This window comes from Nocardiopsis gilva YIM 90087 (genome assembly GCF_002263495.1).
Taxonomy (GTDB): Bacteria; Actinomycetota; Actinomycetes; order Streptosporangiales; family Streptosporangiaceae; genus Nocardiopsis_C; species Nocardiopsis_C gilva.
Genome location: NZ_CP022753.1, coordinates 706,210 through 730,326 on the forward strand (window position 1 = coordinate 706,210; position 24,117 = coordinate 730,326).

Consider the following 24,117-nt stretch of genomic DNA (forward strand, 5'->3'; position numbering starts at 1 on the left):
CGGTAGCGTCGCGCGGCCGTGACCGGCTGAGCCGGAGGATCCCCCGCTGGGAGCGTAAGTCCAGCACCGGGACGGGTACGGAGGAAAGGGGGTGGGACCTTGACCGAGACGAAGGGCGCGAGCTCGCGCGGACGGGCGAAGAGCGCCGCGGCGGCTGAGCAGGTCTACAACCGCATCGCCATGCTCCGGGCCGAGCGCGGGATCTCCCGCCGCCAGCTCGCCGAGACGCTCGGCGTGCACTACCAGACCGTGGGCTACCTGGAACGCGGCGAGTACAGCCCCAGCCTGTACCTGGCGCTGCGCATCGCGCAGTACTTCGAGGTCCCGGTGGAAGTGGTGTTCTCGACCGAGCCCTTCCCCCGCATCGGCAGCCAGTAGCCGATCGCGGCGCGGGCGGCGGTCGACAGACCACGGCGCAGAACAGCTGGAAGAACAGCTAGAGGAACAGCAGGTCGGGTCCGGCCCAGCCGTAGGTGTCGCGGTGCCGGACCTCGGCCAGCTCCTCCTCGGAGAGCACGCGCGGTTCGCCCAGGCGGCGGGCGTCGATGTAGACCCCGCACAGCCACTCCAGCAGCCGCGCGTGCTCGAACGCCTGCTCCAGGCCGTCGCCGATGCCGACGCCGCCATGGTTGGCGAGCAGCGCGGCCCGCTTGCCCTTCAGCGCCTTGACCACCTGGTCGGAGAGGTCGCCGCTGCCGTAGGTGGCATAGCTGGTGACCGGGATCGCGCCGCCCAGCCGCGCGGCGTAGTGGTGGATCGGCGGGAGCTCGGCGAGGACCGACGCGACGGAGGTGGCGTTCGGGGTGTGCGCGTGTACGACCGCAGTGGCGTCGGTCTCGCGGTAGACGGCCATGTGGAGGGTGGTCTCTGCCGCGGGCTCGCGGCGGCCTTCGAGTACGCCGCCGTCGACGGAGAGCACCGGGCAGTCCGCCGGTTCGACGCGGTCCAGAGCGACTCCCGCCGGGGTCACGGCGACGAGGTCGCCGCACCGGGCACTGACGGTGCCTCCCTCGCCGTGGGCGAGCCCGTGGTCGAAGAGTCGGCGGGCCGTCAGGCACACGTCTCTACGCTCTTGCTCCAGCAGCATGTTTCCTCACGCCAGGGTCGATGGGCGGGCCGGGGGCAGGGGGGACGCCCGCGATCCATGGTGGCCGCAGCGTCCGATCGGTTCACTCGGATGTGCCTCATTCGGTTAGGCACACCTAATCACGGTAACCCGCCGTGGCGTGCTTCGGCCAGTGGTCCGCGTCTCCTCCGCGGCCTCCGCCCCGGTCACCGCGTGCCGATAACCCGTTCTTGATGGGATCGAGATCCGGTGGCAACACCGAGTGTGAGACGCGTTACACCTTCGGGGTCTTGCCCCCCACTCGTAGTTACTCAAAGTAATCGATTTCGGTCGCGTTGCGTGATACGCATCACCGTTGCGCGTAGCCAAAACCGGTGTTTTCGCAGGTCAGAGCCGGATTAAACGAAACATATCGGCTAGGTAAAGAAGGTACGGTGGCCGTTTGTGGACAAATTTCCAGGGCAAGACGGTTCCGTGATGCAACCCTACGTAACGCTCCCGAGCAAGCAGTACCTTTCTGAACCCGGTTCCAAGACCGCGACAAGTCTGTACATCGACGGCGCCTGGAAGGCGGCCTCCGGCGGTGGGACGCGCGACGTCCTCAACCCCTACGACGCCTCCGTGCTGACCGTCGTCAGCGAAGCCGGCCCGGCCGACGCCGAGGTCGCGGTCGCCGTGGCTCGTCGTGCCTTCGACGAGGGCGACTGGCGGCACCGCCCGGCGGGCGAGCGTGGGGAGATCCTGAACCGCATCGCCGACCTGCTGCAGCGCGATCGCGACGAGATCGCCCTGATGGAGTCGCTCGACACCGGCAAGACGATCGAAGAGGGCGGTATCGACGTCGACGACGTCACCGCGGTCTTCCGCTACTACGCGGGCCTCGCCGACAAGGACGCCGGCAAGATCATCGCCGCGCCCGAAGGCGTGTCCAGCAAGGTGGTCTACGAGCCGGTGGGGGTGTGCGCCATGATCACCCCCTGGAACTACCCGCTCCTCCAGCTCTCCTGGAAGATGGCCCCGGCGATCGCCGCCGGCAACACCATGGTCATCAAGCCCAGCGAGATCACCCCGGTGACGACCTGCAAGCTCGTCGAGCTCGCCGAGGAGGCCGGTTGCCCGGCCGGTGTGGTCAACATGGTGCTCGGCACCGGCGCCGAGGTCGGCGCGGCCATGGTCGAGAGCCCCGACGTCGACCTGGTCTCCTTCACCGGCGGCCTGGTCACCGGTAAGCGGATCATGGCCGGCGCGGCCGAGACGGTCAAGAAGATCGCGCTGGAGCTGGGCGGCAAGAACCCCAACATCATCTTCCCCGACGTCGACCTGGACACCGCGGTCGACTACGCGCTCAACGCGGCGTTCTTCCACTCCGGCCAGGTCTGCTCGGCCGGCGCGCGGCTCATCGTGCACGAGGACATCCACGACGAGTTTGTCGCCGAGCTCGCCCGCCGCGCCGACGCCATCCGGATCGGCTGCGGCCAGGAGGAGGGCGTCCGCTGCGGGCCGCTGGTCTCCGCCGAGCACCGCGCCAAGGTCGAGGCGGCCGTGGCGCGCGGCGTCGAGGAGGGCGCCCGGATCATCGCCGGCGGCAAGCGCCCCGACGAGCCGGACCTCGCCAAGGGCTACTTCTTCCGCCCGACGGTCTTCGTGGACTGCGACCGGAGCATGGACATCGTGCAGACCGAGGTCTTCGGCCCGGTCGTCACGGTGGAGAAGTTCCGCACCGAGGCCGAGGCCATCGAGCTGGGCAACGACACCGACTACGGCCTGTCCGGCGGCGTGTGGACCAACGACACCGGGCGCGGTGAGCGCGTCGCGGCCGCCCTGCGCCACGGCACGGTGTGGGTCAACGACTACGGCCCCTACTTCCCGGGGGCCGAGTGGGGCGGCTTCAAGCACTCCGGCGTCGGCCGGGAGCTGGGACACGCCGGGCTCGACGAGTACCGGGAGGCCAAGCACATCTACCGGAACCTGGATCCGCAGCCGCAGCGCTGGTTCGGCTAGGCCACCGGTCGCGGACGTCAGGATCGGCCCCGCCGCCGACGGGCGGTGGGGCTCCGGCATGTCCGTAACAAAGTCGTGAATTCAACTTCTTCGGGTTCCCAGCCCGGACGTGACACACCGGCCGGGAACCCGCCCCGACATATCAGCTCGAAAGGAGCCCACGTGTCCGCAAGCGAATCCACCTTCGATTACGTGATCGTCGGTGGGGGCACCGCCGGGTCGGTGATCGCCAACCGGCTCACCGAGGACCCCGACACGAGCGTCTGCGTCATCGAGGGCGGCCCGTCCGACGTCGGCCTCGACCGGGTGCTCAACCTGCGCGACTGGCTCGGCATGCTGGAGAGCGACCTCGACTACGGGTACACCACGACCGAGCAGCCCAACGGCAACTCGCACATCGTGCACTCCCGCGCCAAGGTCCTCGGCGGCTGCTCCTCCCACAACACCCTCATCAGCTTCCGCCCGTTCGCCCAGGACCTGGACGACTGGGTGGCCGCCGGTGCCGAGGGCTGGGACAACGCCACCGTGCAGGCCTACGCCGACCGGCTGAAGAACAACATCATCCCGATCGCCGAGAAGGACCGGAACCAGCTCATCAAGGACTGGGTCGAGGCCTCCTCCACAGCGACCGGCGTCCCGGTCGTCGAGGACTTCAACGCCGAGACCTCGCACCGCGGCGGCTTCAACGACGGCGTCGGCTTCCTGTCGATCTCCTACGACCCCTACTCGGGGAAGCGCTCCTCGGCGTCGGTCGCCTACCTGCACCCCATCATGGGCGAGCGCGAGAACCTCACCCTGCTGCTGGAGACCTGGGCCGACAAGCTCGTGTTCGACGGCGACCGCGCCACCGGCGTCGAGGTCGAGCTGGCCTCGGGCGAGCGGCGCACCGTCTCCGCAACGCGGGAGGTCATCCTGTGCGCCGGCGCGATCGACACGCCGCGCCTGCTGATGCTCTCCGGTGTCGGCCCCCAGGACGACCTCGCCAAGGTGGGCATCGACGTGCGGCACGACCTGCCGGGTGTCGGCGAGAACCTGATGGACCACCCGGAGTCCATCATCATGTGGGAGACGTCCAAGGACGTCCCGGACAACACCGTCATGCACTCCGACGGTGCCCTGTTCATCCGGCGCGACAAGAGCGACCCGCGCCCGGACCTGATGTTCCACACGTACCAGATCCCGTTCGACGACAACACGAAGCGGCTCGGCTACGAGTCGCCGGCGTGGGGCCGGGCGATGTGCATGACGCCCAACATCCCCCGCTCGCGCTCGCGCGGCAAGCTCTGGCTGACCAGCTCCGACCCCAAGGAGAAGCCGGCGCTGGACTTCCGCTACTTCACCGACCCGGACGGCTACGACGAGAAGACCATCGTCGACGGTCTGAAGATCGCGCGGCGGATCGCCGAGACCGAGCCGTTCAAGTCCTGGATCGAGCGTGAGGTCGCGCCCGGTCCCGGTGTCACCACCGACGAGGAACTGTCGGAATACGGCCGGCGTGCCGCGCACACCGTGTACCACCCGGCCGGTACCTGCAAGATGGGCGCCGCCGACGACCCCACGGCCGTCGTCGACCCCCAGCTGCGCGTGCGGGGCCTGTCGGGCCTGCGCGTGGCCGACGCCTCGGTCTTCCCGAGCATGCCGTCGCCCAACCCGATGGTCACCGTACTGACCATCGGCGAGCGTGCGGCCGACCTGATCCGCGCGAGCTGACGCCCAGAGGCACCGCCCCCCTGCGACTCGGGGCGGTGCACCGGACCTCATCCGACGAGCGGGCCGTCCGGTCCTCACAGATCCCAGACGGCCCGTTGCAGCAAAGAAGACAGCCAGGAGAGCCATTTAATGAACTCCCCGACACCAGAGAACGCCGGAGAGCCCCACTATCAGAGCGGGGGCGAGCCGAAGATCTCCGTCCGCAACCTGTGGAAGATCTTCGGTAAGAACGCCGGTTCCATCATCGGCACCGACAACGAGCGGCTCGACCAGGAGACCGTGCTGGAGAAGACCGGCTGCACCGTGGCGGTGCGCGACGTCTCCTTCGACGTGTACCCGGGTGAGACATTCGTCGTCATGGGCCTCTCCGGATCGGGGAAGTCCACGCTCATCCGCTGCCTGACCCGGCTGATCGAGCCCACCCACGGCGCGGTGCTGCTCGAAGGGCAGGACATCGAGCAGCTCCCCGACCAGGAGCTGCGCGAGGTGCGCCGCCGCAAGATGTCGATGGTCTTCCAGCACTTCGGGCTGCTTCCGAACCGCAAGATCATCGACAATGTCGCCTACGGCCTGGAGATCCGCGGCCTGAGCAGGGCCGAACGGCACGCCCGCGCCGCCGAGATGATCGAGATGGTCGGCCTCAGCGGCTATGAGAACCACAAGCCCGGACAGCTGTCCGGCGGCATGCAGCAGCGCGTCGGCCTCGCCCGCGCCCTCGCGGTCGACCCCGAGGTGCTCCTGTTCGACGAGCCGTTCAGCGCGCTCGACCCGCTGATCCGCCGCGACATGCAGGGCGAGGTGCTGCGGCTGCAGCGCGAGCTGCGCAAGACCTCGGTGTTCATCACCCACGACCTGGACGAGGCGCTCAAGCTCGGCGACCGGATCGCGATCATGCGCAACGGCGAGATCGTCCAGGTGGGCACCCCCGAGGAGGTCGTCGGCAAGCCGGCCGACGACTACGTGCGCGACTTCGTCTCCGACGTCGCGCGGACGACCGTGCTCACGGTGAGCTGGCTGATGCGTCCGGCGCGGTCGGACGAGTCGCTGGACGGCCCCGAGACCTCCCCGAAGACGATCGTCAGCGACGTCGTGCCGATGCTGGCCGAGGGCACCGCCCCGGTGCGGGTCACGGAGAACGGTCGCCTGCTCGGTGTCGTGGGACGCGAGGACGTCCTGCGCGCGATCGCCGAGGAACAGGGCGACGCCGCGGTCGGCGCCACTGCGGAGGCCTGATCATGGCCGCTACGCCTACGCCTACACAGTCACAGACCCCCCAGTCCACCCAACCGTCCGGCGGCGGCACGGCCACGACGTCGTCCTGGCGGACCTGGGCCACCAACCGCTGGATCCAGACCGGCGCCGTCCTGCTGGTGCTCGTGATCGCGGGCGCGCTGCCCTACGTCCGGGCGCCGTTCCCGCCAGAGACCGGCGTCTGGCTGGACGAGAACCTCAACGCGCTGTACACCTGGGTCGTCTCCAACCGCGACACCAGCCCGATCTTCATCTACGGGTTCAACTACCTGTCGGTGGGGCTGGGCTCGTCCGTTGCGATCATCGACGACCTGCTGCAGGCACTCACCTGGCCGGGCGTGGTCGTCCTGGGCGCCTTCGCCGCGTGGCGCACCGCGGGCTGGCGCGTCATGCTGGTCGTCCTCGCGGCGTTCGCCGTCTTCGGCGTCACCGGGCTGTGGAACGACGCGATGACCACGCTCGCGCTGATCATCACCTCGGTGCTGCTCGCGCTGATCGTCGGTGTCCCGCTGGGCATCGCCGCCGGGCGCAGCGACCGGGTGCAGCGCATGGTCCGGCCGGTGCTGGACTTTATGCAGATCATGCCGGCGTTCGCGTACCTGATGCCGATGCTGCTGCTCTTCGGTATCGGCAACCCCGCCGCGGCGGTGGCCACCACCGTGTACGCCATCCCGCCCGCGGTGCGCATCACCTCCATGGCGATCCGCAACGTCGACAAGGGCGCGATCGAGGCCGCCGTCTCGCTCGGCTCCACCAAGTGGCAGATGCTGGGCAAGGTCCAGCTGCCTCTCGCCAAGCGCACGATCCTGCTGGGCGTCAACCAGACGATCATGCTCGCGGTGTCGATGGTCGTCATCGCCTCCGTGATCGGCGCCGGCGGTCTGGGCGACGCGATCTACCAGGCGCTGTCCAAGATCAACATCGGCCGTGCGCTGGAGGCCGGCCTGGCCATCGTCATGCTGGCCATCGCGCTGGACCGGGTCACCGGAGCCGTCGGGCACGGGGCGCACACGCCGCGGATCCCCAAGCGCCTGCGCGGGTGGGTGCTGGGCGTCGGTCTTGTCGCGACCGCGGCCGTGGCGTCGCTGGGCGTCGAGCGGTGGCCCCTGGAGTGGCGGCTGCACATCGCCCGCCCGGTGAACGACTTCACCCACGCCTTCGAAAGCGCCATCGGCGGCTTCACCGACGCGCTGGGCGTGTGGCTGCTGGACTGGGTGCTGCAGCCGCTGAAGCTCACGCTGATGGAATCCCCGTGGTGGCTCGTCGTGCTGGCGTCGGCCGCGCTCGGCTGGATCTTCGGCGGCCGCCGCGTCGGTGTCACCTGCGGCGTCGCGATCCTCGGCGCCGGGCTGCTGGGCCAGTGGAACCGCAGCATGGACACGTTGTCGCAGATCCTGGTCGCGGCGGTCGTCGTCCTACTCATCGGGCTCGTCCTCGGTGTCCTCATGGCGCGCCACGACGTCTTCGCGGCGATCCTGCGTCCCGTCCTGGACGCCATGCAGACCCTCCCGCCGTTCGTCTACCTGATCCCCGCCGTGGCGCTGTTCGCCGCCGGGCGCGTGCCCGCGCTGGCCGCGGCCGTGGTGTTCGCGCTCCCGCCGGTGATCCGGCTGGTCAACGACGGAATCAGGGGGGTGCCGCAGCAGACCGTGGAGGCCGCGCTCTCGCAGGGCTCCACCAAGTGGCAGCTGCTCACCAAGGTCCAGCTGCCGCTGGCCCGCTCGTCGCTGCTGCTCGCGGTGAACCAGGGCATCATGATGATCCTTTCCATGGTGGTCATCGGTGCCCTCGTGGGTGGCGGCGCGCTCGGATACGGCGTTGTGTTCGGGCTGAAGCAGAACGAACTGGGCCTCGGACTCACGTCGGGTCTGGCGATCGTGTGCCTGGGGATCTTCCTCGACCGGATGACACAAGGTAGGAGAACCAATGCGTAAGAAGCCGACCATCACGACCGCCGCCAAGGCGGCCGCGGCCGCCTCGGCCGTTGTTCTCGCGTCGTCCTGTGCCGCCCAGACCGGCGATGGCGCCGGCGGGGGCGAAACCGTCCGCATGGCGGTCAACGGCTGGGTGGGCTACGAGGCTTCGGCCGCGGTCCTGACCTACCTGCTGGAGAACGAGCTCGACGTGAAGGTCGAGCAGAAGCAGATCGACGAGCAGCCGTCCTGGCAGGGCATGAACGACGGCGACATCGACGTCGTCGTGGAGAATTGGGGCCACGAGAACCTGATGAAGCAGTACGGCCCCGAAGGCAACGACACCGTTGTCGACGGCGGGCCGAACGGCAACAAGGGGACCCTGGGCTGGTACGTGCCGAAGTACCTGCTGGAGGAGTACCCGGACATCAACACCTACCAGGGTGTGAAGAAGAACGCCGAGATCTTCAAGACCGCGGAGAGCGGCGACAAGGGCGAGTTCCTGGCGGGCGACCCCGGGTTCGTCACCCAGGACCAGGGCATGATCAACCACTTCGACATGGACCTGAAGATCGTCTACGCCGGCTCCGAGGCCGCCGAGATCACCACCATGCGCAAGAAGTACGAGGACAAGAAGCCCTTCCTCGCCTACTTCTACGAGCCGCAGTGGCTGCACAACGAGCTCGACCTGGAGCACGTGGAGTTCCCGAAGTACGAGGAGGGCTGCGCGGACGACGAGGACGACGTGTCCTGCGGCTACCCCGAGTACGACCTGAACAAGATCTTCCGCAAGGACTTCGCGGAGGAGAACAGCGAGGCCTACCAGCTCCTCAAGAACTGGAAGTGGAGCAACGAGGACCAGAACGTGGTCGCCGAGATGATCGCGCAGCAGCAGCTGGACCCCGAGGAAGCCGCGCAGAAGTGGGTCGAGGGCAACAAGGACGTCTGGGAGTCCTGGATCCCCGAGGGCGCCAAGAGCTAGCCGCCCGCGGGCGTCGCCCGGACGCGAGCACAAGAGAATAAGAGAATAGAGGAAGCGGTGGTGGGCCGTGCGCCCTGGTGCGTACGCCCGCCACCGCTGCCGTATGCGGGGTGGAGCCGACCGTTTCCTGAGGTGGACGGGCCCATCGGCGCCACCCGAGACCGCCCCGCAGTATCACCTCCCTGTTGAGCACACCCCCAAGGCAGGACACCCCCATGATCGATCAGAGATTCCGACGGGCCGCGGTGAAGGCGACGGCCGTCTCCCTGGCGGCGCTGCTCGCCGCCTCGTGCGGAGCTGCGGACGGCGGCGACGACCCCGCCGGAACGGACACGGTACGGATCGCGCTGAACGGCTGGGTGGGATACGAGGCGGACGCCGCCGTTCTCTCCTACCTGATCGAACATGAGCTCGGCGGGAAGACCGAGCTGGTCGAGGAGGATGAGGAGTCCTCCTGGGCCAGTCTGGGTGACGGCTCGGTCGACGTCATCCTGGAGAACTGGGGCCATGAGGACCTCATGGAGCTCTACGGCTCCAAGGAGAGCCAGCGCGTCGTCGACGGCGGCCCCAACGGCAACAGCGGCAGCATCGGCTGGTATATCCCGCAGTACGTGGTGGACAAGTACCCGGGGATCGAGACCTACAAGGGCCTCAAGGAGCACGCGGACATCTTCACCGGTGCCCAGAGCGGCGACATGGGCCGCTTCCTGGCCGCCGACCCCTCGTTCGTCACCCAGGACCAGGGCATGATCAACCACTTCGACATGGACCTGGAGATCTCCTACGCGGGGTCGGAAGACGAGCAGATCGCCGAGGTCCGCAAGGCGTATGCGGAGAAGGAGCCGGTGCTCTTCTACTTCTACGAGCCGCAGTGGGTCCACGAGGAACTGGATCTGGTGAAGGTGGACTTCCCGGACTACGTGTCGATGTGCGAGATCGACCCGGAGGACGTCGGCTGTGACTACCCGAAGTATGAGCTGAACAAGGTCTTCCGCAAGGGCTTCGCCGACGAGGGCGGTGCGGCCTACCGGCTCATCGACAACTGGGAGTGGACCAACGAGGACCAGAACGAGGTCGCCCAGATGATCGCGGAGAAGGGGATGTCCCGCGATGAGGCCGCCAAGACCTGGGTCGAGGACCACCCCGACACCTGGAAGCCGTGGATTCCGGCCGACGCCTGAGTAACCCCTCGTGTGGGCGGTGGCGCGTCCCGCGCGCCGCCCACACGGTCCGACCGCGGCCGCGTTAGCGCTCGTGCCGGAGCCGCTGCCACACCCAGTAGACGTTCAGACAGGCCGCGATGAACCCCGCGGTGAAGACGACGACCAGCGGAACCGAGTCGGTCAGCAGCACCGCGAGTACCGTCGCGATGAGCAACACCCCCGCCCCGAAAACCGCCAGGATCAGCCGGAACCCCAGAGCACTGGCCGGGCGATCATGGCTCCCCAACGGCCCCTTCAACCGCCCGCGGCGCATGCCCGCTCCTTCACGTTTTCGCTTACCCCCTCATCCTAGGGCGCACTGGTGTTCCGCGACGTTCGCCCGCCGTGCGCCGAAGGCGACGTGCCGCCGACCGTGCCGACCTCGGTGGCCGGGACGCCGTGGCGGGTGCACAGCTCGGCGAAAGCGGCCTCGGCGTCGGGGCGGATGGCGACGAACGGGTCGTCATCCAGGGTGATCCGGCTGCCCGTGCCTCCGCGCATCGCCGACTCCGCCAGGGCGACGACCAGGCCGCCGTCCGACAGGTTGTGGGCGGCCGCGTTCGTCTACCACTTCACAGTGGGCAGCCTGAGGATTCCGAAATCCCTGCCCGGAGCCAGTCGAAGGTTTAGAATATTCTTAAGTTATGGTGGGTGGTGGCAGGAGGAGTGGATTGGCTGCGTGGGAGATCTTCCTCACTGACGAGGTGGGGGAATTCCTTGACACTCTGTATGCCACTGATCCTGAGTCCCACAGGCTCGTCAACCAGGCGATCCTGGTGTTGGAACGAAACGGCCCCGCGGAAGGTCGGCCGTTGGTTGACACCGTTACAGCTTCGAACATCCCCAACATGAAGGAGCTGCGACCTGGATCGACGGCGCGCAGCGAGATCCGGATCCTGTTTGTCTTCGACCCTTGGCGTTCCGCGATACTGCTCGTAGCAGGGGACAAGGCAGGAAACTGGCGGCGATGGTACCGGGAGGCAGTGCCCCGGGCGGAGCGGCTGTATGAGACCTACGTGGTGGAGCGCCGGAAGGAAGTGGAGCCGTGAGCGGGTATCAGCGATGGCGGACCAGCGGTCACCTTGAGCGTGCGATCGCGACCGCTGGAAGCTCTGACGAGTTTGAGAGCGGTGTTCGCCGACTGCAGGACGAGGCGCAGGGGTGGCGACTGGCCGAAATGCGTAAGCGGCGACACCTGACACAGGTTCAGGTCGCCCAGCGCATGGGAGTCTCGGTGGGCCGCATCTCGCAGATTGAACAGGGTGACGTCTCAACCAGGGAGGTCCTTGACCGTTACGTCGCCGCGCTTGGTGGCACGCTCAAACTGGTGGCGGACTTCGGGGATGAGCAGCTGATGGTCGGCTGACTTCCGTCTCCACGAATGTGCGGTGGGGCGCGACCATTGTTCCCGCCCCACCGGTGCTGTGGTCCGACATCTACTCGCTGTCGAAGATCTCCGGCAGGGTGCTCTCGTAGGCGGTGCGCAGGTCGTCGAGTTCGATGTCGAAGCCGCCGCCGGGGTGGGTGACCGACAGGGACGTGCCGCCGACCGTGCCGATCTCACCGGCCGGGACGCCGTGGCGGGTGCACAGCTCGGTGAACGCGGCCTCGGCGTCGGGGCGGATGGCGACGATCGCGCGGGCCGTCGACTCGCTGAACAGGGCCGTGAACGGGTCGTCGGGCAGGGTGACCCGGCAGCCGGTACCGCCGCGCAGCGCCGACTCCGCGAGTGCCGCGACCAGGCCGCCGTCCGACAGGTCGTGGGCCGCGGCGATCACGCCGTACTCCGCGCCGCTCGCCAGCACCTCGCCCAGGGCGGCTTCAGCCGCCAGGTCGACCTTGGGCGGAACGCCGCCCAGGTGGCCGTGGACGGTGTCGGCCCACACCGAGCCGCCCAGCTCGTCGGCGGTCTCGCCGAGCAGCAGGATCTTCGCGCCGTCGGCGTCTGGGCCGAAAGCCGTGGTCAGCCGGTCGTTGATGTCGTCGATCACGCCCAGCACGCCGATGACCGGCGTCGGGTTGATCGCCGCCTCGCCCGTCTGGTTGTAGAAGCTGACGTTGCCGCCGGTGACCGGGGTGCCGAGCTGCTTGCAGGCGTCGGCCAGGCCCGTGGTGGACTCGGCGAACTGCCACATCACCGCCGGGTCCTCCGGCGAGCCGAAGTTGAGGCAGTTGGTCACCGCCAGCGGACGGGCGCCGGTGGCCGACACGTTGCGGTAGGCCTCGGCGTAGGCCGCCTGGGTACCGGTGTACGGGTCCAGGCGGGTGAAGCGGCCGTTGCCGTCGGTGGCCAGAGCGATCCCGCGGGTGCCGTCCTCGGTCACCCGCACCAGGCCGCCGTCGTGCGGCGTGGCCAGCACGGTGTTGCCGAGCACGTAGCGGTCGTACTGCTGGGTGACCCAGGTCGGGTCGCACACGCCCGGGGCGGCGAGCACGCGCAGCACCTGCTCGCGCAGCTCGGCGTCGGTCTTGGGCCGCTCCAGCCGGGCCGGGGTGTCGGCCCGCAGGTCGTCCTGGCTGTCCGGGCGGGCGTAGGGCCGCTGGTAGACCGGGCCCTCGTCGGAGGCGGTGCGCGGCGGCATGTCCACCACGGTCTCGCCGTGCCAGGTCATCACCAGGCGCCCGCCGCGCTCGGCCTCCTGCGGCGTGACGTCGGCGACCTCGCCGATCTCGGTGGCGAGGATGTTCCACTTGGCGCAGACCGCCATGAACTCGTCGAGCCGCCCCGGCTCGACGATGGCCATCATGCGCTCCTGCGACTCGCTCATCAGGATCTCTTCGGGCGTGAGCCGCGGGTCGCGCAGCGGGACCCGGTCCAGCTCGATCCGCATCCCGCCGGTGCCGCCCGCCGCGAGCTCGGTGGTGGCACACGAGACGCCCGCTGCCCCGAGGTCCTGGATGCCCACGACCAGGTCCTTGGCGAACAGCTCCAGGCTGCACTCGATGAGCAGCTTCTCCAGGAACGGGTCGCCCACCTGCACGCTGGGCCGCTTGGCGTGGCTCTCGTCGTCGAACGACGCGCTCGCCAGCACCGACGCGCCGCCGATGCCGTCCGGGCCGGTGGTGGCGCCGAACAGGACCACCTTGTTGCCGGGCCCGGGCGCCTGGGCGAGCTTGATGTCCTCGTGCTTCATCACGCCCACGCACAGCGCGTTGACCAGCGGGTTCGCCGCGTATCCCGCGCCGAAGCCGATCTCGCCGCCGATGTTGGGCAGCCCCAGGCAGTTGCCGTAGAACGAGATGCCGGAGACGACGCCGGGCAGCACCCGGCGGGTGTCGGCGGCGTCGGCCGGGCCGAAGCGCAGCGCGTCCATGACGGCGACGGGGCGCGCGCCCATGGTGAGGATGTCGCGGACGATGCCGCCGACACCGGTGGCCGCGCCCTGGTGCGGCTCGACGTAGGAGGGGTGGTTGTGCGACTCGATCTTGAAGGTCACCGCGTAGCCGTCGCCGACGTCCACCACACCGGCGTTCTCGCCCATGCCGACCAGCAGCGCGTCGCTCTGCGGCGCCTTCTCGCCGAACTGCCGCAGGTGCGCCTTGGAGCTCTTGTAGGAGCAGTGCTCGCTCCACATGACCGAGTAGATGGCCAGCTCGGCGGAGGTGGGGCGGCGGCCCAGGATGTCGCGGACGCGCTGGTACTCGTCGTCGGCCATGCCGAGTTCGGCGTAGGGCTGCGGGGTCTCCGGCGTCGTCTCGGCGGTGGCGACGGTGTCGAGCGTGGCTGCCTTGGCTGCTTCGGGCATCGAGTTTCCGTTCGGGATGTGCGGTGTGCGACCGGCGGGTTCGTGAAGATCGGTCAAGAGAGCGGATCCTGCGCGTGCGCGATCACCAGGCCGGCGGTGCTCCCCGGTGTGTAGGGGGAGGTGCTGCCCTGGACCAGGACGGACCCGTTGGTCAGGTAGGTCTGGCTGAGGGGGACGTCGTCGGGGCTGTCCGCGCCCTCGGGGAGGATCCGGCCCCAACCGTCGTCGATGAGGTGCCGGTAGACGGTCTCGACGGCCTCCTCACCGCTGTCCGCCTCCTCGGCGGTGATGGCGACGACCCGGTAGCACTCCCCGCGCTCGCACTGCTGGCCGAGGTCGGCGTACTCGGTGGCGTCGGGTGCCTCGCCCAGCGCCGCCATCTCGGGCGCGGGGACCGGGGCCTCACCCTCCTGTTGCTGGTCGGACTGGGCGAAGAAGGCGTTGAAAAGTCCCACCGCCCCGCTGGCTACCAGGCCGACGGTGACCACGGCGACCAGGAGGATCATCATCCTCCGGGAGCGAAGCAGTGACATCATCGTTGAAACGTCCCCCAAGGTGGCGGTCGCGCGGGTCAGCCCCCGCTGGCCGCTGTCGCGCCGAGTACCGGCGAGCCGTCGGTCAGGTGCGCCAGCACCGAGGCGAAGAAGCCCAGGCCGTCGACGGAGGGCCCGGTGAGCGCCTCCACCGCGTGCTCGGGGTGCGGCATGAGCCCGACGACGTTGCCGTGGTCGTTGGTGATGCCCGCGATGTCGCGGCGCGAGCCGTTGGGCGCGGTGCCGACGTAGCGGACGACCACGCGTCCGGTGCGCTCCAGCTCGTCGAGGGTGGCGTCGTCGGCCACGTAGGCGCCCTCGCCGCTCTTCAGGACGACGAGGATCTCCTCGTCGCTCGAGTAGCGGTTGGTCCAGGCGGTGGCGGTGGACTCGACCCGCAGGCGCTGGTCGCGGGTGATGAAGCGGAGCGAGGAGTTGCGCGTCAGCGCGCCCGGCAGCAGGTGGCTCTCGCACAGGATCTGGAAGCCGTTGCAGATGCCCAGGACCGGCAGGGCGCCCGACTTCGCGGCCGGGACCAACTCCGTCATGATCGGCGCGAACCGGGCGATGGCGCCGCAGCGCAGGTAGTCGCCGTAGGAGAAGCCGCCGGGCAGGACGACGGCGTCCACACCCCGCAGGTCGGCGTCGTCGTGCCAGAGCGCGACGGGCTCGGCGCCGGCGAGGCGGATCGCGCGCATGGCGTCCGTGTCGTCGAGGGAACCGGGGAAGGTGACGACGCCCACACGGGCTGTCATGGGCACTCTCCGAAAGATCGTCGGTGGGAGATCGGGCCGTTTGGTGTGGTTGGTGAACCGAGGTCGACACGACCGGCGCATCCGGTCCCGAGGGTACCTGCTGACCTCCGCTGTTGGGGTGGCGGGTGGGGCGTGGAGTGGTCGCGCGTCGGGCGATGGCCGCGGACCTCGCCGCCCTGTCGTCGCCGCCGACCGGCCGCGGCCGTCGAGGGCCGCGGCCGGCGCCGATCCGGCCCTGGTCAGCAGGGCAGCGGAAGTACGGTGGCCGCCCCGCACAGGGGGTGGCGTGTCGGTTCGGTGGCGTGTAGGTGCTTGTCCATCCACACCGTCACTCCGCTGGACGCGGTGGCATGGAAGACCACGTCGTCCATGAGGGCCCGCATCAGCAGAATGCCCCTTCCCGACTCCCATTCGAGTTCTGGAAGGGGCACCCGGCCCGCCCGGAATTCCGGGCCTTGATGACTGATCTCCACGAGGCACAGTGAGGAGCGGAACCGCACCCGGACCGCGTAGTCGGGGGCGGGGTCTCCGTGGTCGACGGCGTTGGCGCAGGCCTCGGTGGCGGCGATCAGAATCGGGTAGCTGCAGTCGTCGCAGACGCCGCGGGCGCGGAGCGCGGTGCGGAGAACGTCCCGCATCACGGCGACGGTGTACGCCTGACGGGGGAGGGTGATCGAGAATTGCTCATCCATCAACAAACCCTCACGACCGTTCGTCACTTGTTGGGGAAACTTCCCGGGGGAAGCGTGACGAAACGGGACGTTCGGGCCGTTAGGGGTGTGCTGTGCCTCATGCGGGGTGCCCAGGGGCTGGGTCCCCGGGCGCCTCTCCGGTGATCCCGGCGAAGTGCGGGCGTCAGGCGACGCGCAGCTCGAAGTCCTCGATGACCGGGTTGGCCAGCAGCGTCTCGGCGAGGCGGCGGATGTCGGCCAGCTTGGCGTCGTCGACCTCGCCCTCCACCTCCACCTCGAAGCGCTTGCCCTGGCGCACCTGGGTGACGCCGTCGAAGCCGAGGCGGCCGCACGCCCCCACGATCGCCTGGCCCTGGGGGTCCAGGATCTCCGGCTTGAGCATGACGTCGACGATGACGCGGGCCACAGGGTCCTCCACAGTTGTGCCGCACTTCACGGGCTCGGGCGGGCGCCGCTCCACGCTGCGGGAGGGGCCGGGAAAAGCGTACGGCACCTGCGCACACTCTGGTCTTCCGGGGCTCCGCGCGTCCCTTCCTTACCGCATACTTACGCCTGGGAGATACCGATTCGCCCCATTGGTGACACTCATCACCCTGATTCATGGCATCATAATGGGCTCTTTCGTGCGTCTACCAGGGTGGCAGCGATCATCCGGTCGTCCTTAAGGGGGAGATTTGGCGACCATCGAACTTGAGCGCACCGCCGCTACCGAACAAGCCCCGGAAACCCCGGAGGAACTGGACTTCGTCACGGCGGTGACGCCGTACGCCGACCAGCTGTACCCCACCGCGCTGCGCATGACGCGCAACGCGGCCGACGCCGAGGACCTGGTCCAGGAGACGTTCACGAAGGCGTTCGCCAACTTCCACCAGTTCAAGGCCGGGACCAACCTGCGGGCCTGGCTGTACCGCATCCTGACCAACACCTTCATCAACGGCTACCGCAAGAAGCAGCGCGAGCCGCGCCAGGACTCCACCGACGAGATCAAGGACTGGCAGCTCGCCGCGGCCGACGCGCACACCTCGTCCGGTGCCCGCTCCGCGGAGATGGAGGTGCTCGACCACCTTCCCGACTCCGACATCCGCGTGGCCCTGGCGGAGCTGCCCGAGGAGTTCCGGCTCGTCGTCTACCTCATCGACATCGAGGGCTACTCCTACAAGGAGGTGGCCGCTCGGATGGGGACCCCGCTGGGCACCGTCATGTCGCGGCTGCACCGCGCCCGTCGCCAGCTGCGCGAAATGCTCACCGACTACGCCCGTGAGCGGGGAGTGCGCGCGGCCGCCTGACGCGACCGGCTTCCCCCGCCCCGACGCATAACGCACAGAAGGACGTCACGCATAGTGACGTCCTTCTGTGCGTTCGGTGATCATTTTGCGGTGATGGCGGGGCGTGGCGCGTGCATCGGGAGGCCGAGTCGGCTCCCGGCGACGGGGTTTGTCGGATGTCCGAATTTTTCTTCGGACGGCCTTGCGAAAGGTAGGAAGTCCTGGTAGTTGCGCTTTTGGGCTTCTTGGAGATCATGGGTTGCAACCGAAAAGGTGTGACCGAGGCCTTGCGCCAACCGTGGTGAGTTCTGTCACGATGTCGGTAGGGCTGCCTGCCCATACCCGTTACCCCGGGTAAGCGGGCTGAGATCCGGCCGACCAGCGGTACCCCGCGAAATCGGCCCCGAGAACCCCGAGGAGCGACAGGTGTCGAACAACACCGCGCATGAGGAACCGGAGCTGGTCCAGCTCCTGACCCCCGAGGGGGTGTTCACAGAGCACCCCGACTACCCGCTCGACATCGACCCCGAGGAACTGCGCGGGCTCTACCGCGACCTTGTTATGGTCCGCCGGGTCGACACGGAGGCGGTGGCGCTGCAACGCCAGGGCGAGCTCGGCCTGTGGGCCTCGCTTCTCGGCCAGGAAGCGGCGCAGATCGGTTCGGGGCGCGCGCTGCGCCCGGACGACATGGCCTTCCCCTCCTACCGCGAGCACGGCGTGGCGTGGTGCCGCGGCATCGAGCCCCGGGAACTGCTGGGCATGTTCCGCGGCGTGACCAACGGCGGCTGGGACCCGGCCGAGCACGGCTTCCACCTGTACACGATCGTGATCGGCAGCCAGGCCCTGCACGCGACCGGCTACGCCATGGGCGTGCAGCGCGACGGGTCCGTCGGCGAGGACGGGGCCGCGGTCATCGCCTACTTCGGCGACGGGGCCACCAGCCAGGGCGACACCAACGAGGCGTTCAACTTCGCGGCGGTCAACCACGCGCCGGTCGTCTTCTTCTGCCAGAACAACCAGTGGGCCATCTCCGAGCCGCTGGAGCGCCAGTCCCGTGTCCCGCTGTACAAGCGCGCCGCCGGGTTCGGCTTCCCGGGCGTGCGCGTCGACGGCAACGACGTCCTCGCCTGCCTCGCGGTCACCCGCGCGGCGCTGAACAGCGCCCGCGAGGGCCAGGGGCCCACCCTCATCGAGGCCTTCACCTACCGCATGGGCGCGCACACCACCAACGACGACCCCAGCCGCTACCGCGTCTCCGCGGAGCTGGAGGAGTGGGAGCGCAAGGACCCGATCCAGCGGCTGCGCACCTACCTGGAGAAGGAGGGGATCGCCGACGAGGCGTTCTTCGCCGAGGTCGAGGCCGATGCCGACAAGCTCGGCGAGCGCGTGCGCCACGAGTGCAGGACCATGTCCGATCCCGACCCGCTGGACATCTTCAACGAGGTGTACGCGGAGCCGAACGTCCACATCGACCGCCAGCGCGCGGAGTTCGCCGACTATCTCGCCTCCTTCGAGGACAGCGGCGCGGAAGGAGGCCGGTGACCCTATGAGCACGAAACTGACGATCGGCAAGGGCATCAACGCGGGGCTGCGGCGCGCGATGGAGGCCGACCCCAAGGTCCTCATCATGGGCGAGGACGTCGGCAAGCTCGGCGGCGTGTTCCGGGTGACCGACGGCCTGCATAAGGACTTCGGCGCCGACCGGGTCATCGACACCCCCCTGGCCGAGTCGGGCATCATCGGCACGGCGATCGGCCTGGCACTGCGCGGCTACCGCCCGGTGTGCGAGATCCAGTTCGACGGCTTCTTCTTCCCGGCCACCAACCAGACCTTCACGCAGCTGGCCAAGATGCATCGCCGCGCGGCGGGCAAGGTGAAGCTGCCCGTCGTCATCCGCATCCCCTACGGCGGCGGCATCGGCGCGGTCGAGCACCACAGCGAGTCCCCCGAGGCGTACTTCGCGCACACCGCCGGGCTGCGCGTGATCACCGTGGCCAACGCCGTCGACTCCTACTGGATGATCCAGCAGGCCATCGCCTCCGACGACCCGGTGGTCTTCTTCGAGCCCAAGCGGCGCTACTACGAGAAGGCCGAAGTCGACACCGAGGCGCCGCTGCACACGGCCACCCCCATGGGCAGCGCGCGCATCGCCCGACCCGGCGCCGACGCCACCCTCCTCGCCTACGGACCCATGGTCAAGACGGCCCTGCAGGCCGCCGAAGCCGACACGGACCACTCGATCGAGGTGATCGACCTTCGCTCCCTCGCGCCCGTCGACTACGACACCGTCGTCGAGTCGGTGAAGCGCACCGGACGCCTCATCGTCACCCACGAGGCACCTCTCACCAGCGGTCTGGGCGCGGAGATCGCCGCCCGGGTCACCGAGGCGTGCTTCTACCACCTGGAGTCTCCGGTCATCCGGGTCGCGGCCTTCGACACCCCCTATCCGCAGTCCCGGCTGGAGGAGCACTACCTGCCCGACCTGGATCGGGTACTCGACGGTGTCGACCGCGCGTTCGCGTTCTAAGGGAGCCAGGTGAGCATGGTTCAGCAAGGAGTTCAGGAGTTCCGCCTGCCCGATGTGGGTGAAGGGCTCGTCGACGCCGAGATCCTGCAGTGGTACGTGCAGCCCGGCGACGAGGTCAAGGTCAACCAGATGATCTGCGAGATCGAGACCGCCAAGGCCGCCGTGGAGCTGCCCAGCCCGTTCGCCGGGACCGTCACCGAGCTGCTGGTGGAGGCCGGGGAGACCGTCGAGGTCGGCACCCCGATCATCCGGGTGTCCGACGGGAGCGGCGGTGCCGCGCCGGAGGCTCCTGCGGCGGAGGAAGCCGTCGCGGCCCGCGCCGAGGAAGAAGAGAAGGGGGAGGAGGAGAAGGAGAAGCCGCTGGTCGGCTACGGCGAGAAGGCCGCGCCCACGCAGCGCCGTCGCCGCAAGCGTCCGCAGGGTGCGGCGGTTCCGGCAGCGGAGGCTCCCGCCGCCCCGCAGGCCCCGGCGACACCCGCCCCTGCGCAGGCGCCGCAAGCCGCGCCGTCGACGGAGCAGTCGGCCGCCCTCAACGGCGGTGCCACCCACGTCCTGGCCAAACCGCCCGTGCGCAAGCTCGCCAAGGACCTCGGTGTGGACCTGCGTGCGGTCACGCCCACCGGGCCCGGCGGCCTGGTGACCCGCGAGGACGTGCACCGCCACAGCGAGGCGGCCGCCCCCGCACCGGCCCCGGCCGTTCCGGCCCCCGCCGAGGCGCCCGAGGCGGCCGAGGCGGCCGAGGCACCGGCGGCGTCCGTGAGCGGGGAGTTCGCGGCACGCGAGCAGCGCATCCCGATCAAGGGCGTGCGCAAGCGCACCGCCGCGGCGATGGTGAACAGCGCCTTCACCGCCCCGCACGTCACCGAGTTCCTGCAGGTCGACGTCACCAAGACGATGAAGGCCGTGCGCAAGCTCCGGGAGCGCCGCGAGTTCGCCGACACCAAGGTCTCCCCGCTGCTGCTGGTGGCCCGCGCCCTGCTCACCGCCGTACGGCGGAACCCCGAGGTCAACGCCTCGTGGGACGAGCAGGCCCAGGAGATCGTGGTGAAGAACTACGTGAACCTGGGGGTCGCGGCGGCCACCGAGCGTGGCCTGGTCGTGCCCAACATCAAGGACGCGGGCACAAAGCCGCTGCCCGACCTCGCTCGCGAGCTGCAGCGGCTCACCGATACCGCCCGTGCGGGCAAGACCACTCCGGCCGACATGACCGGCGGCACCATCACCATCACCAACGTCGGCGTATTCGGCGTCGACGCGGGCACGCCCATCCTCAACCCGGGCGAGGCCGCGATCCTGGCGTTCGGTCAGATCCGCGACATGCCGTGGGTGCACAAGGGCAAGCTCAAGGTCCGCAAGGTGACGACGCTGTCGCTCTCCTTCGACCACCGCCTCGTCGACGGCGAACTGGGCTCGAAGGTCCTGCGCGACGTCGGCGCGGTCCTGGAGGACCCGGAGACGGTCGCCCTGGCCTGGGGCTGACCGGCTCGCGCAAGGCAACGGACACGCTACGGACCGGCCTCGGGGACGCCCCGAGGCCGATCCGTGTCTCCACCAGTGCCTGTGGGAGCGGCGCACACGCGCGGGACACGCCGATCGGTGATGCGCCGCGGTGAACCGGCGGCACGTCCGATACGTGTCCTCGGCAGTGGGTCGCCCCTGTCGTCCACAGCATGTGGATGTGGATCTAGCGCGGGCGGGGGCGACCTCTTTCCCCTTCTCCACCCGCCACGCGGCCGTCTCCGAAGCGGCGCGATGGCTCCGGCCACGCGTGCTCTCCGGCCCCGATCGAGCAGGGGAAGGGCGGGCCGGAGATGCGGTGTGACGTTCGCACATGACCGCAGGCAGGGGAGCCGGCCCCGCGCAGGGTGCGGATCAATGACTCCGGGGGGATGCTCGCCGCCTGCCCGAGCCCCTAGATTCCCTGCCACCGATTCCCTTCCAGAAGGAGGCCAACAGCGGTGGCATGCAGCTCTCGTCACGCTTCCCTGCGCAGCGGTGTTCTCTGCACCGTTGTGTCCGTGGTGGCCATGCTTGGGATCGCCTGGGCGGCGTGGGACCTCCTGCCGGAGGTTGTCACGACCCGGGAGGCCACCGTGGACCGAACCGCGACGGAGGTGTCCCGGTGGGTTGTGGTCGGCGCTGTCCCGGCCGCTGCCGTTCTGTGCACCGTTCTGATGGTCGGCGCCCGTCCGTTCGACAGGTTCATCGTGCGGTTCCTGGGACGCCTCGGGCTTCCCGCGGGCGACGGCGATCGAGACCGTGTCCGGGACCTCAACGCGGTGCTGATCACGCTGGCGCTGTTCTTCTTCGTGACGCACTGCGTGATCATCGCGTACGAGGCGGGCGCGGAGTTCCCGGTGGTCCCTGTGGCCCTCGCCCTCGTCGGGGCCGTTGTAGCGACACTCGGGGTGCTCCTGCGCGACCGCCTTGTTCGCGACACCGTCGTGCTCGCGCGGGCGATCAGGAGGTCAGGCCGATGACCCCGGGTGGGAGGCGGTCCGGCGACCACGCCGAAGACCCGCGATCCAGTGCACGACGGCAACCGCACCGATGATGGTGATCGCCACGCTCACGCCGACGCGCAGCAGCACTGGGATGGGCGGGAAGTTGGCGAGGTTGTAGACCAGGTGGGCGGCCATGAACGGCCACAGGAGGGAGACCTGGCGGTAGACGAGGAGGAACCCCGCCATCCAGACCAGGGTGAGTGCGAGCGCCTGGGGGCCGTAGTAGAGGTGGAAGGGCGTGCGCAGCACGACCAGCACCAGCAGCTGTGTCGGCCAGCTCCAGCCCAGACGGGTCATGATGGCCATGGGCAGGGCCAGAAGTAGCGGTTCCTCCACAACGCCGCCGTGCACTTCGGTGACGAACGCCCGCCACAGCTCTGTCGAGGGCGCGGGCGTCGGCCAGGCGGGGAAGAGGTAGAGCACTTCGAACCCGAGCTTCATCGCCAGGTAGGCGGCGCCGGCCGCGCCGATGGCGCGCCACAGGGAGTCACCGCGCAGCCCCAGCTCGGTGCCGGACAGATACAGCCAACGGTGGGCCAGCAGGAGTGCGGTGGGGGCGACGACGAAGCCGATCGCGAACGTGGCGAGGACCAGGGTGAGCGCCGCCGGAGCCGGGAGGTCGATCTCCATCGGGGCGCCGACCAGGATGCTGACGGCCACGGCGATGGAGAAGCCGAAGGAGAGCAGGTAGCCCACGATCGCCAGGGACCAGGCGCGGGCCGACCATCCGGGCCGGTCAGCGGTGGTCGCTGGAGGTCTGTCGGTCATCGGGCCAGCATAGGAACGCGGCAGTTGGCCGAATGGCGCCCATTGACCAAGGAGCCGCCATGTTCTCCTCAAAGATCGGGCAGAACCCGTGTCCCCCGCGGGTGCGAAACTGAAAGACGAGTCGAACAGGTACCCCCGCGACGCCGATGCGACGTGGCATCGGGCTCGGGACGGAACTCCGAGGAGCGGCAAAGAGAGACAAGAAGGAGGACGCCGCGATGACCCTCACGCTGCGCTTCGCCGCGGAGCTCCGGTTCTTCCTCGCGCCTCGGCACCGTGCTGGCGTGGTCCGCCTTGACCACGACGACACCGCCAGCCTCGGCCACATCGTGCAGTCCCTGGGTGTCCCCCTGACGGAAGTCGGCACCCTCCGCATTCGCGGCCGCGAGGTCGGCGCTGACCACCGCCCCCGTCCCGACGACCTCATCGACGTCGGGGTGCCCGCTCTCCCGCAGCCGCTCCCGGTGTGGCCCCCGCGCTTCGTGCTCGATGTGCACCTCGGGACCCTGGCCCGGCGTCTCCGCCTTGTCGGCGTCGATACCGCCTACCCCGACGACTTCGACGACGACACCCTGATCGACCTCGCCAACGCCGAGCAGCGCGTCCTGCTCACCCGCGATCGCGGCCTGCTCTTCCGCCGCTGCCTGCGTATGGGAGCACATGTCCGCGCCCATGCCCCCGACGCGCAGCTCACCGAGATCCTGGAGCGCTTCAATCCACCGCTCCAACCATGGACCCGCTGCCTGGCCTGCAACGGTCGGCTCAACGGAGTCGCCAAGGCCGAAGTGACCGACGAACTGATGGCGGGCACGCGTGCCACGTACGACACCTTCTCCCGCTGCACGTCCTGCGGCCAGGTGTACTGGCCCGGTGCCCACCACCAGCGGCTGCAGCGCATCGTCGAGCGCGCCCGGCGCGCCGTTGCCAGCTAGCGCGGAAATACATGGGTTCCCGTTCGCGAACCTCGCGGCACCCGACCGTGCTCCCTTCGGAAGGCGCTGGCCGAGGTCGGTATACACACCAAATTTTCGCGTTCCGTAATCGCATGACGACCGTAAGCAGTATTGTTCAAGGGTCATCATGTCCTGCTGCTCTGCACCGGGAGGAATCCCCCCATGAAGAACACGATGCTGCGAAGCGCGGTACTGGCTGTGGCCGCCGCAGGGGCCGCCCTCGTCGCTGTTCCCGCCGACGCGTCCCCT

23 protein-coding genes and 1 pseudogene are annotated in these 24,117 nt (G+C 69.1%); 15 read left to right on the forward strand and 9 right to left on the reverse strand.

Annotation, left to right across the window (positions count from 1 at the left end):
• Window positions 1-180 precede the first annotated feature (180 nt).
• Window positions 181-378, forward strand: a complete 198-nt coding sequence (locus tag CDO52_RS03540; protein WP_033302173.1) for a helix-turn-helix transcriptional regulator — start codon at window positions 181-183, stop codon at window positions 376-378.
• A gap of 58 nt (window positions 379-436) precedes the next feature.
• On the opposite strand, the gene CDO52_RS03545 is transcribed toward CDO52_RS03540, so the two are convergent.
• Window positions 437-1,087 carry a class II aldolase/adducin family protein gene (locus CDO52_RS03545; protein ID WP_026126351.1) on the reverse strand — a complete coding sequence of 217 codons (651 nt, stop codon included), beginning with the start codon at window positions 1,085-1,087 and terminating at the stop codon, window positions 437-439.
• 456 nt (window positions 1,088-1,543) lie between these two features.
• On the opposite strand from CDO52_RS03545, the gene CDO52_RS03550 reads away from it, so the two are divergent.
• The 6 genes from CDO52_RS03550 to CDO52_RS03575 all read left to right on the forward strand — a co-directional run bounded on the left by CDO52_RS03550 (window position 1,544) and on the right by CDO52_RS03575 (window position 10,104).
• Complete coding sequence (locus CDO52_RS03550; protein ID WP_017621445.1) at window positions 1,544-3,067, forward strand: aldehyde dehydrogenase family protein; 1,524 nt, start codon at window positions 1,544-1,546, stop codon at window positions 3,065-3,067.
• A gap of 162 nt (window positions 3,068-3,229) precedes the next feature.
• A complete protein-coding gene (locus tag CDO52_RS03555) occupies window positions 3,230-4,777 on the forward strand; it encodes a GMC family oxidoreductase (protein WP_017621444.1) in 1,548 nt (515 codons plus the stop codon).
• Between the two features lie 129 nt (window positions 4,778-4,906).
• On the forward strand, window positions 4,907-6,010 hold the full coding sequence (locus CDO52_RS03560) for a quaternary amine ABC transporter ATP-binding protein (protein WP_017621443.1): 1,104 nt from the start codon (window positions 4,907-4,909) through the stop codon (window positions 6,008-6,010).
• Between the two features lie 2 nt (window positions 6,011-6,012).
• Complete coding sequence (locus CDO52_RS03565; RefSeq protein ID WP_017621442.1) at window positions 6,013-7,962, forward strand: ABC transporter permease; 1,950 nt, start codon at window positions 6,013-6,015, stop codon at window positions 7,960-7,962.
• On the forward strand, window positions 7,955-8,923 hold the full coding sequence (locus CDO52_RS03570; RefSeq protein ID WP_157745396.1) for an ABC transporter substrate-binding protein: 969 nt from the start codon (window positions 7,955-7,957) through the stop codon (window positions 8,921-8,923). Before CDO52_RS03565 ends, CDO52_RS03570 begins: the two co-directional genes overlap by 8 nt.
• A gap of 215 nt (window positions 8,924-9,138) precedes the next feature.
• A complete protein-coding gene (locus tag CDO52_RS03575; protein ID WP_017621440.1) occupies window positions 9,139-10,104 on the forward strand; it encodes a glycine betaine ABC transporter substrate-binding protein in 966 nt (321 codons plus the stop codon).
• A gap of 64 nt (window positions 10,105-10,168) precedes the next feature.
• Here the strand turns inward: CDO52_RS03575 and CDO52_RS03580 are convergent, their stop codons facing one another.
• Both CDO52_RS03580 and CDO52_RS03585 read right to left on the reverse strand, forming a co-directional pair.
• Entirely contained in the window at window positions 10,169-10,399 is a 231-nt protein-coding gene (locus CDO52_RS03580) for a hypothetical protein (RefSeq protein ID WP_017621439.1), read from the reverse strand.
• Window positions 10,400-10,482: 83 nt separating this feature from the next.
• Window positions 10,483-10,683 (reverse strand): annotated as a pseudogene (locus CDO52_RS03585) (hypothetical protein); the annotation flags it as partial.
• 113 nt (window positions 10,684-10,796) lie between these two features.
• On the opposite strand from CDO52_RS03585, the gene CDO52_RS03590 reads away from it, so the two are divergent.
• Together CDO52_RS03590 and CDO52_RS03595 are read left to right on the forward strand one after the other, a co-directional pair.
• Entirely contained in the window at window positions 10,797-11,174 is a 378-nt protein-coding gene (locus CDO52_RS03590) for a type II toxin-antitoxin system RelE/ParE family toxin (protein WP_017621437.1), read from the forward strand.
• A complete protein-coding gene (locus tag CDO52_RS03595) occupies window positions 11,171-11,491 on the forward strand; it encodes a helix-turn-helix domain-containing protein (RefSeq protein ID WP_017621436.1) in 321 nt (106 codons plus the stop codon). The genes CDO52_RS03590 and CDO52_RS03595 overlap by 4 nt, the downstream gene beginning before the upstream one ends.
• Before the next feature lie 70 nt (window positions 11,492-11,561).
• On the opposite strand, the gene purL is transcribed toward CDO52_RS03595, so the two are convergent.
• The 5 genes from purL to purS all read right to left on the reverse strand — a co-directional run bounded on the left by purL (window position 11,562) and on the right by purS (window position 16,257).
• The gene (purL, locus tag CDO52_RS03600) at window positions 11,562-13,871 is read right to left on the reverse strand and encodes a phosphoribosylformylglycinamidine synthase subunit PurL (RefSeq protein WP_026126349.1); all 2,310 of its coding nucleotides are present in this window, start codon (window positions 13,869-13,871) and stop codon (window positions 11,562-11,564) included.
• 53 nt (window positions 13,872-13,924) lie between these two features.
• Complete coding sequence (locus CDO52_RS03605) at window positions 13,925-14,407, reverse strand: hypothetical protein (protein ID WP_026126348.1); 483 nt, start codon at window positions 14,405-14,407, stop codon at window positions 13,925-13,927.
• 35 nt (window positions 14,408-14,442) lie between these two features.
• The gene (gene purQ / locus CDO52_RS03610; RefSeq protein ID WP_017621433.1) at window positions 14,443-15,159 is read right to left on the reverse strand and encodes a phosphoribosylformylglycinamidine synthase subunit PurQ; all 717 of its coding nucleotides are present in this window, start codon (window positions 15,157-15,159) and stop codon (window positions 14,443-14,445) included.
• Between the two features lie 239 nt (window positions 15,160-15,398).
• The gene (locus CDO52_RS03615; RefSeq protein WP_017621432.1) at window positions 15,399-15,851 is read right to left on the reverse strand and encodes an ATP-binding protein; all 453 of its coding nucleotides are present in this window, start codon (window positions 15,849-15,851) and stop codon (window positions 15,399-15,401) included.
• Window positions 15,852-16,014: 163 nt separating this feature from the next.
• Window positions 16,015-16,257 (reverse strand): phosphoribosylformylglycinamidine synthase subunit PurS, encoded by a 243-nt coding sequence (gene purS, locus CDO52_RS03620; RefSeq protein ID WP_017621431.1) that lies wholly within the window; start codon window positions 16,255-16,257, stop codon window positions 16,015-16,017.
• A gap of 268 nt (window positions 16,258-16,525) precedes the next feature.
• On the opposite strand from purS, the gene CDO52_RS03625 reads away from it, so the two are divergent.
• The 5 genes from CDO52_RS03625 to CDO52_RS03645 all read left to right on the forward strand — a co-directional run bounded on the left by CDO52_RS03625 (window position 16,526) and on the right by CDO52_RS03645 (window position 22,123).
• A complete protein-coding gene (locus tag CDO52_RS03625) occupies window positions 16,526-17,137 on the forward strand; it encodes a sigma-70 family RNA polymerase sigma factor (protein WP_017621430.1) in 612 nt (203 codons plus the stop codon).
• Window positions 17,138-17,542: 405 nt separating this feature from the next.
• Window positions 17,543-18,658 carry a pyruvate dehydrogenase (acetyl-transferring) E1 component subunit alpha gene (gene pdhA, locus CDO52_RS03630; RefSeq protein WP_017621429.1) on the forward strand — a complete coding sequence of 372 codons (1,116 nt, stop codon included), beginning with the start codon at window positions 17,543-17,545 and terminating at the stop codon, window positions 18,656-18,658.
• Between the two features lie 4 nt (window positions 18,659-18,662).
• Entirely contained in the window at window positions 18,663-19,643 is a 981-nt protein-coding gene (locus tag CDO52_RS03635; protein ID WP_017621428.1) for an alpha-ketoacid dehydrogenase subunit beta, read from the forward strand.
• A gap of 15 nt (window positions 19,644-19,658) precedes the next feature.
• Window positions 19,659-21,122, forward strand: coding sequence for a dihydrolipoamide acetyltransferase family protein (locus CDO52_RS03640; RefSeq protein WP_094932792.1), 1,464 nt, complete (start codon window positions 19,659-19,661; stop codon window positions 21,120-21,122).
• Between the two features lie 539 nt (window positions 21,123-21,661).
• Window positions 21,662-22,123: a hypothetical protein gene (locus CDO52_RS03645; RefSeq protein ID WP_157745399.1), complete on the forward strand. Its 462-nt coding sequence runs from the start codon at window positions 21,662-21,664 to the stop codon at window positions 22,121-22,123.
• Here the strand turns inward: CDO52_RS03645 and CDO52_RS03650 are convergent.
• Entirely contained in the window at window positions 22,112-22,915 is an 804-nt protein-coding gene (locus CDO52_RS03650) for a CPBP family glutamic-type intramembrane protease (protein WP_017621424.1), read from the reverse strand. The genes CDO52_RS03645 and CDO52_RS03650 overlap by 12 nt on opposite strands.
• 218 nt (window positions 22,916-23,133) lie before the next feature.
• Here CDO52_RS03650 and CDO52_RS03655 point away from each other — a divergent pair, with 218 nt between their 5' ends.
• The gene (locus CDO52_RS03655; RefSeq protein WP_017621423.1) at window positions 23,134-23,847 is read left to right on the forward strand and encodes a Mut7-C RNAse domain-containing protein; all 714 of its coding nucleotides are present in this window, start codon (window positions 23,134-23,136) and stop codon (window positions 23,845-23,847) included.
• Window positions 23,848-24,117 lie beyond the last annotated feature (270 nt).

What these genes read in the sequence shown, in the direction of transcription:
- CDO52_RS03540 (WP_033302173.1), top strand. Translation starts at nt 181, where the DNA reads ATGCTCCGGGCCGAGCGCGGGATCTCCCGCCGCCAGCTCGCCGAGACG.
- CDO52_RS03545 (WP_026126351.1), bottom strand. Translation starts at nt 1,087, where the DNA reads ATGCTGCTGGAGCAAGAGCGTAGAGACGTGTGCCTGACGGCCCGCCGA.
- CDO52_RS03550 (WP_017621445.1), top strand. Translation starts at nt 1,544, where the DNA reads ATGCAACCCTACGTAACGCTCCCGAGCAAGCAGTACCTTTCTGAACCC.
- CDO52_RS03560 (WP_017621443.1), top strand. Translation starts at nt 4,907, where the DNA reads ATGAACTCCCCGACACCAGAGAACGCCGGAGAGCCCCACTATCAGAGC.
- CDO52_RS03565 (WP_017621442.1), top strand. Translation starts at nt 6,013, where the DNA reads ATGGCCGCTACGCCTACGCCTACACAGTCACAGACCCCCCAGTCCACC.
- CDO52_RS03570 (WP_157745396.1), top strand. Translation starts at nt 7,955, where the DNA reads ATGCGTAAGAAGCCGACCATCACGACCGCCGCCAAGGCGGCCGCGGCC.
- CDO52_RS03575 (WP_017621440.1), top strand. Translation starts at nt 9,139, where the DNA reads ATGATCGATCAGAGATTCCGACGGGCCGCGGTGAAGGCGACGGCCGTC.
- CDO52_RS03580 (WP_017621439.1), bottom strand. Translation starts at nt 10,399, where the DNA reads ATGCGCCGCGGGCGGTTGAAGGGGCCGTTGGGGAGCCATGATCGCCCG.
- purL (WP_026126349.1), bottom strand. Translation starts at nt 13,871, where the DNA reads ATGCCCGAAGCAGCCAAGGCAGCCACGCTCGACACCGTCGCCACCGCC.
- CDO52_RS03605 (WP_026126348.1), bottom strand. Translation starts at nt 14,407, where the DNA reads ATGATGTCACTGCTTCGCTCCCGGAGGATGATGATCCTCCTGGTCGCC.
- purQ (WP_017621433.1), bottom strand. Translation starts at nt 15,159, where the DNA reads ATGACAGCCCGTGTGGGCGTCGTCACCTTCCCCGGTTCCCTCGACGAC.
- CDO52_RS03615 (WP_017621432.1), bottom strand. Translation starts at nt 15,851, where the DNA reads ATGGATGAGCAATTCTCGATCACCCTCCCCCGTCAGGCGTACACCGTC.
- CDO52_RS03635 (WP_017621428.1), top strand. Translation starts at nt 18,663, where the DNA reads ATGAGCACGAAACTGACGATCGGCAAGGGCATCAACGCGGGGCTGCGG.
- CDO52_RS03640 (WP_094932792.1), top strand. Translation starts at nt 19,659, where the DNA reads ATGGTTCAGCAAGGAGTTCAGGAGTTCCGCCTGCCCGATGTGGGTGAA.
- CDO52_RS03650 (WP_017621424.1), bottom strand. Translation starts at nt 22,915, where the DNA reads ATGACCGACAGACCTCCAGCGACCACCGCTGACCGGCCCGGATGGTCG.
- CDO52_RS03655 (WP_017621423.1), top strand. Translation starts at nt 23,134, where the DNA reads ATGACCCTCACGCTGCGCTTCGCCGCGGAGCTCCGGTTCTTCCTCGCG.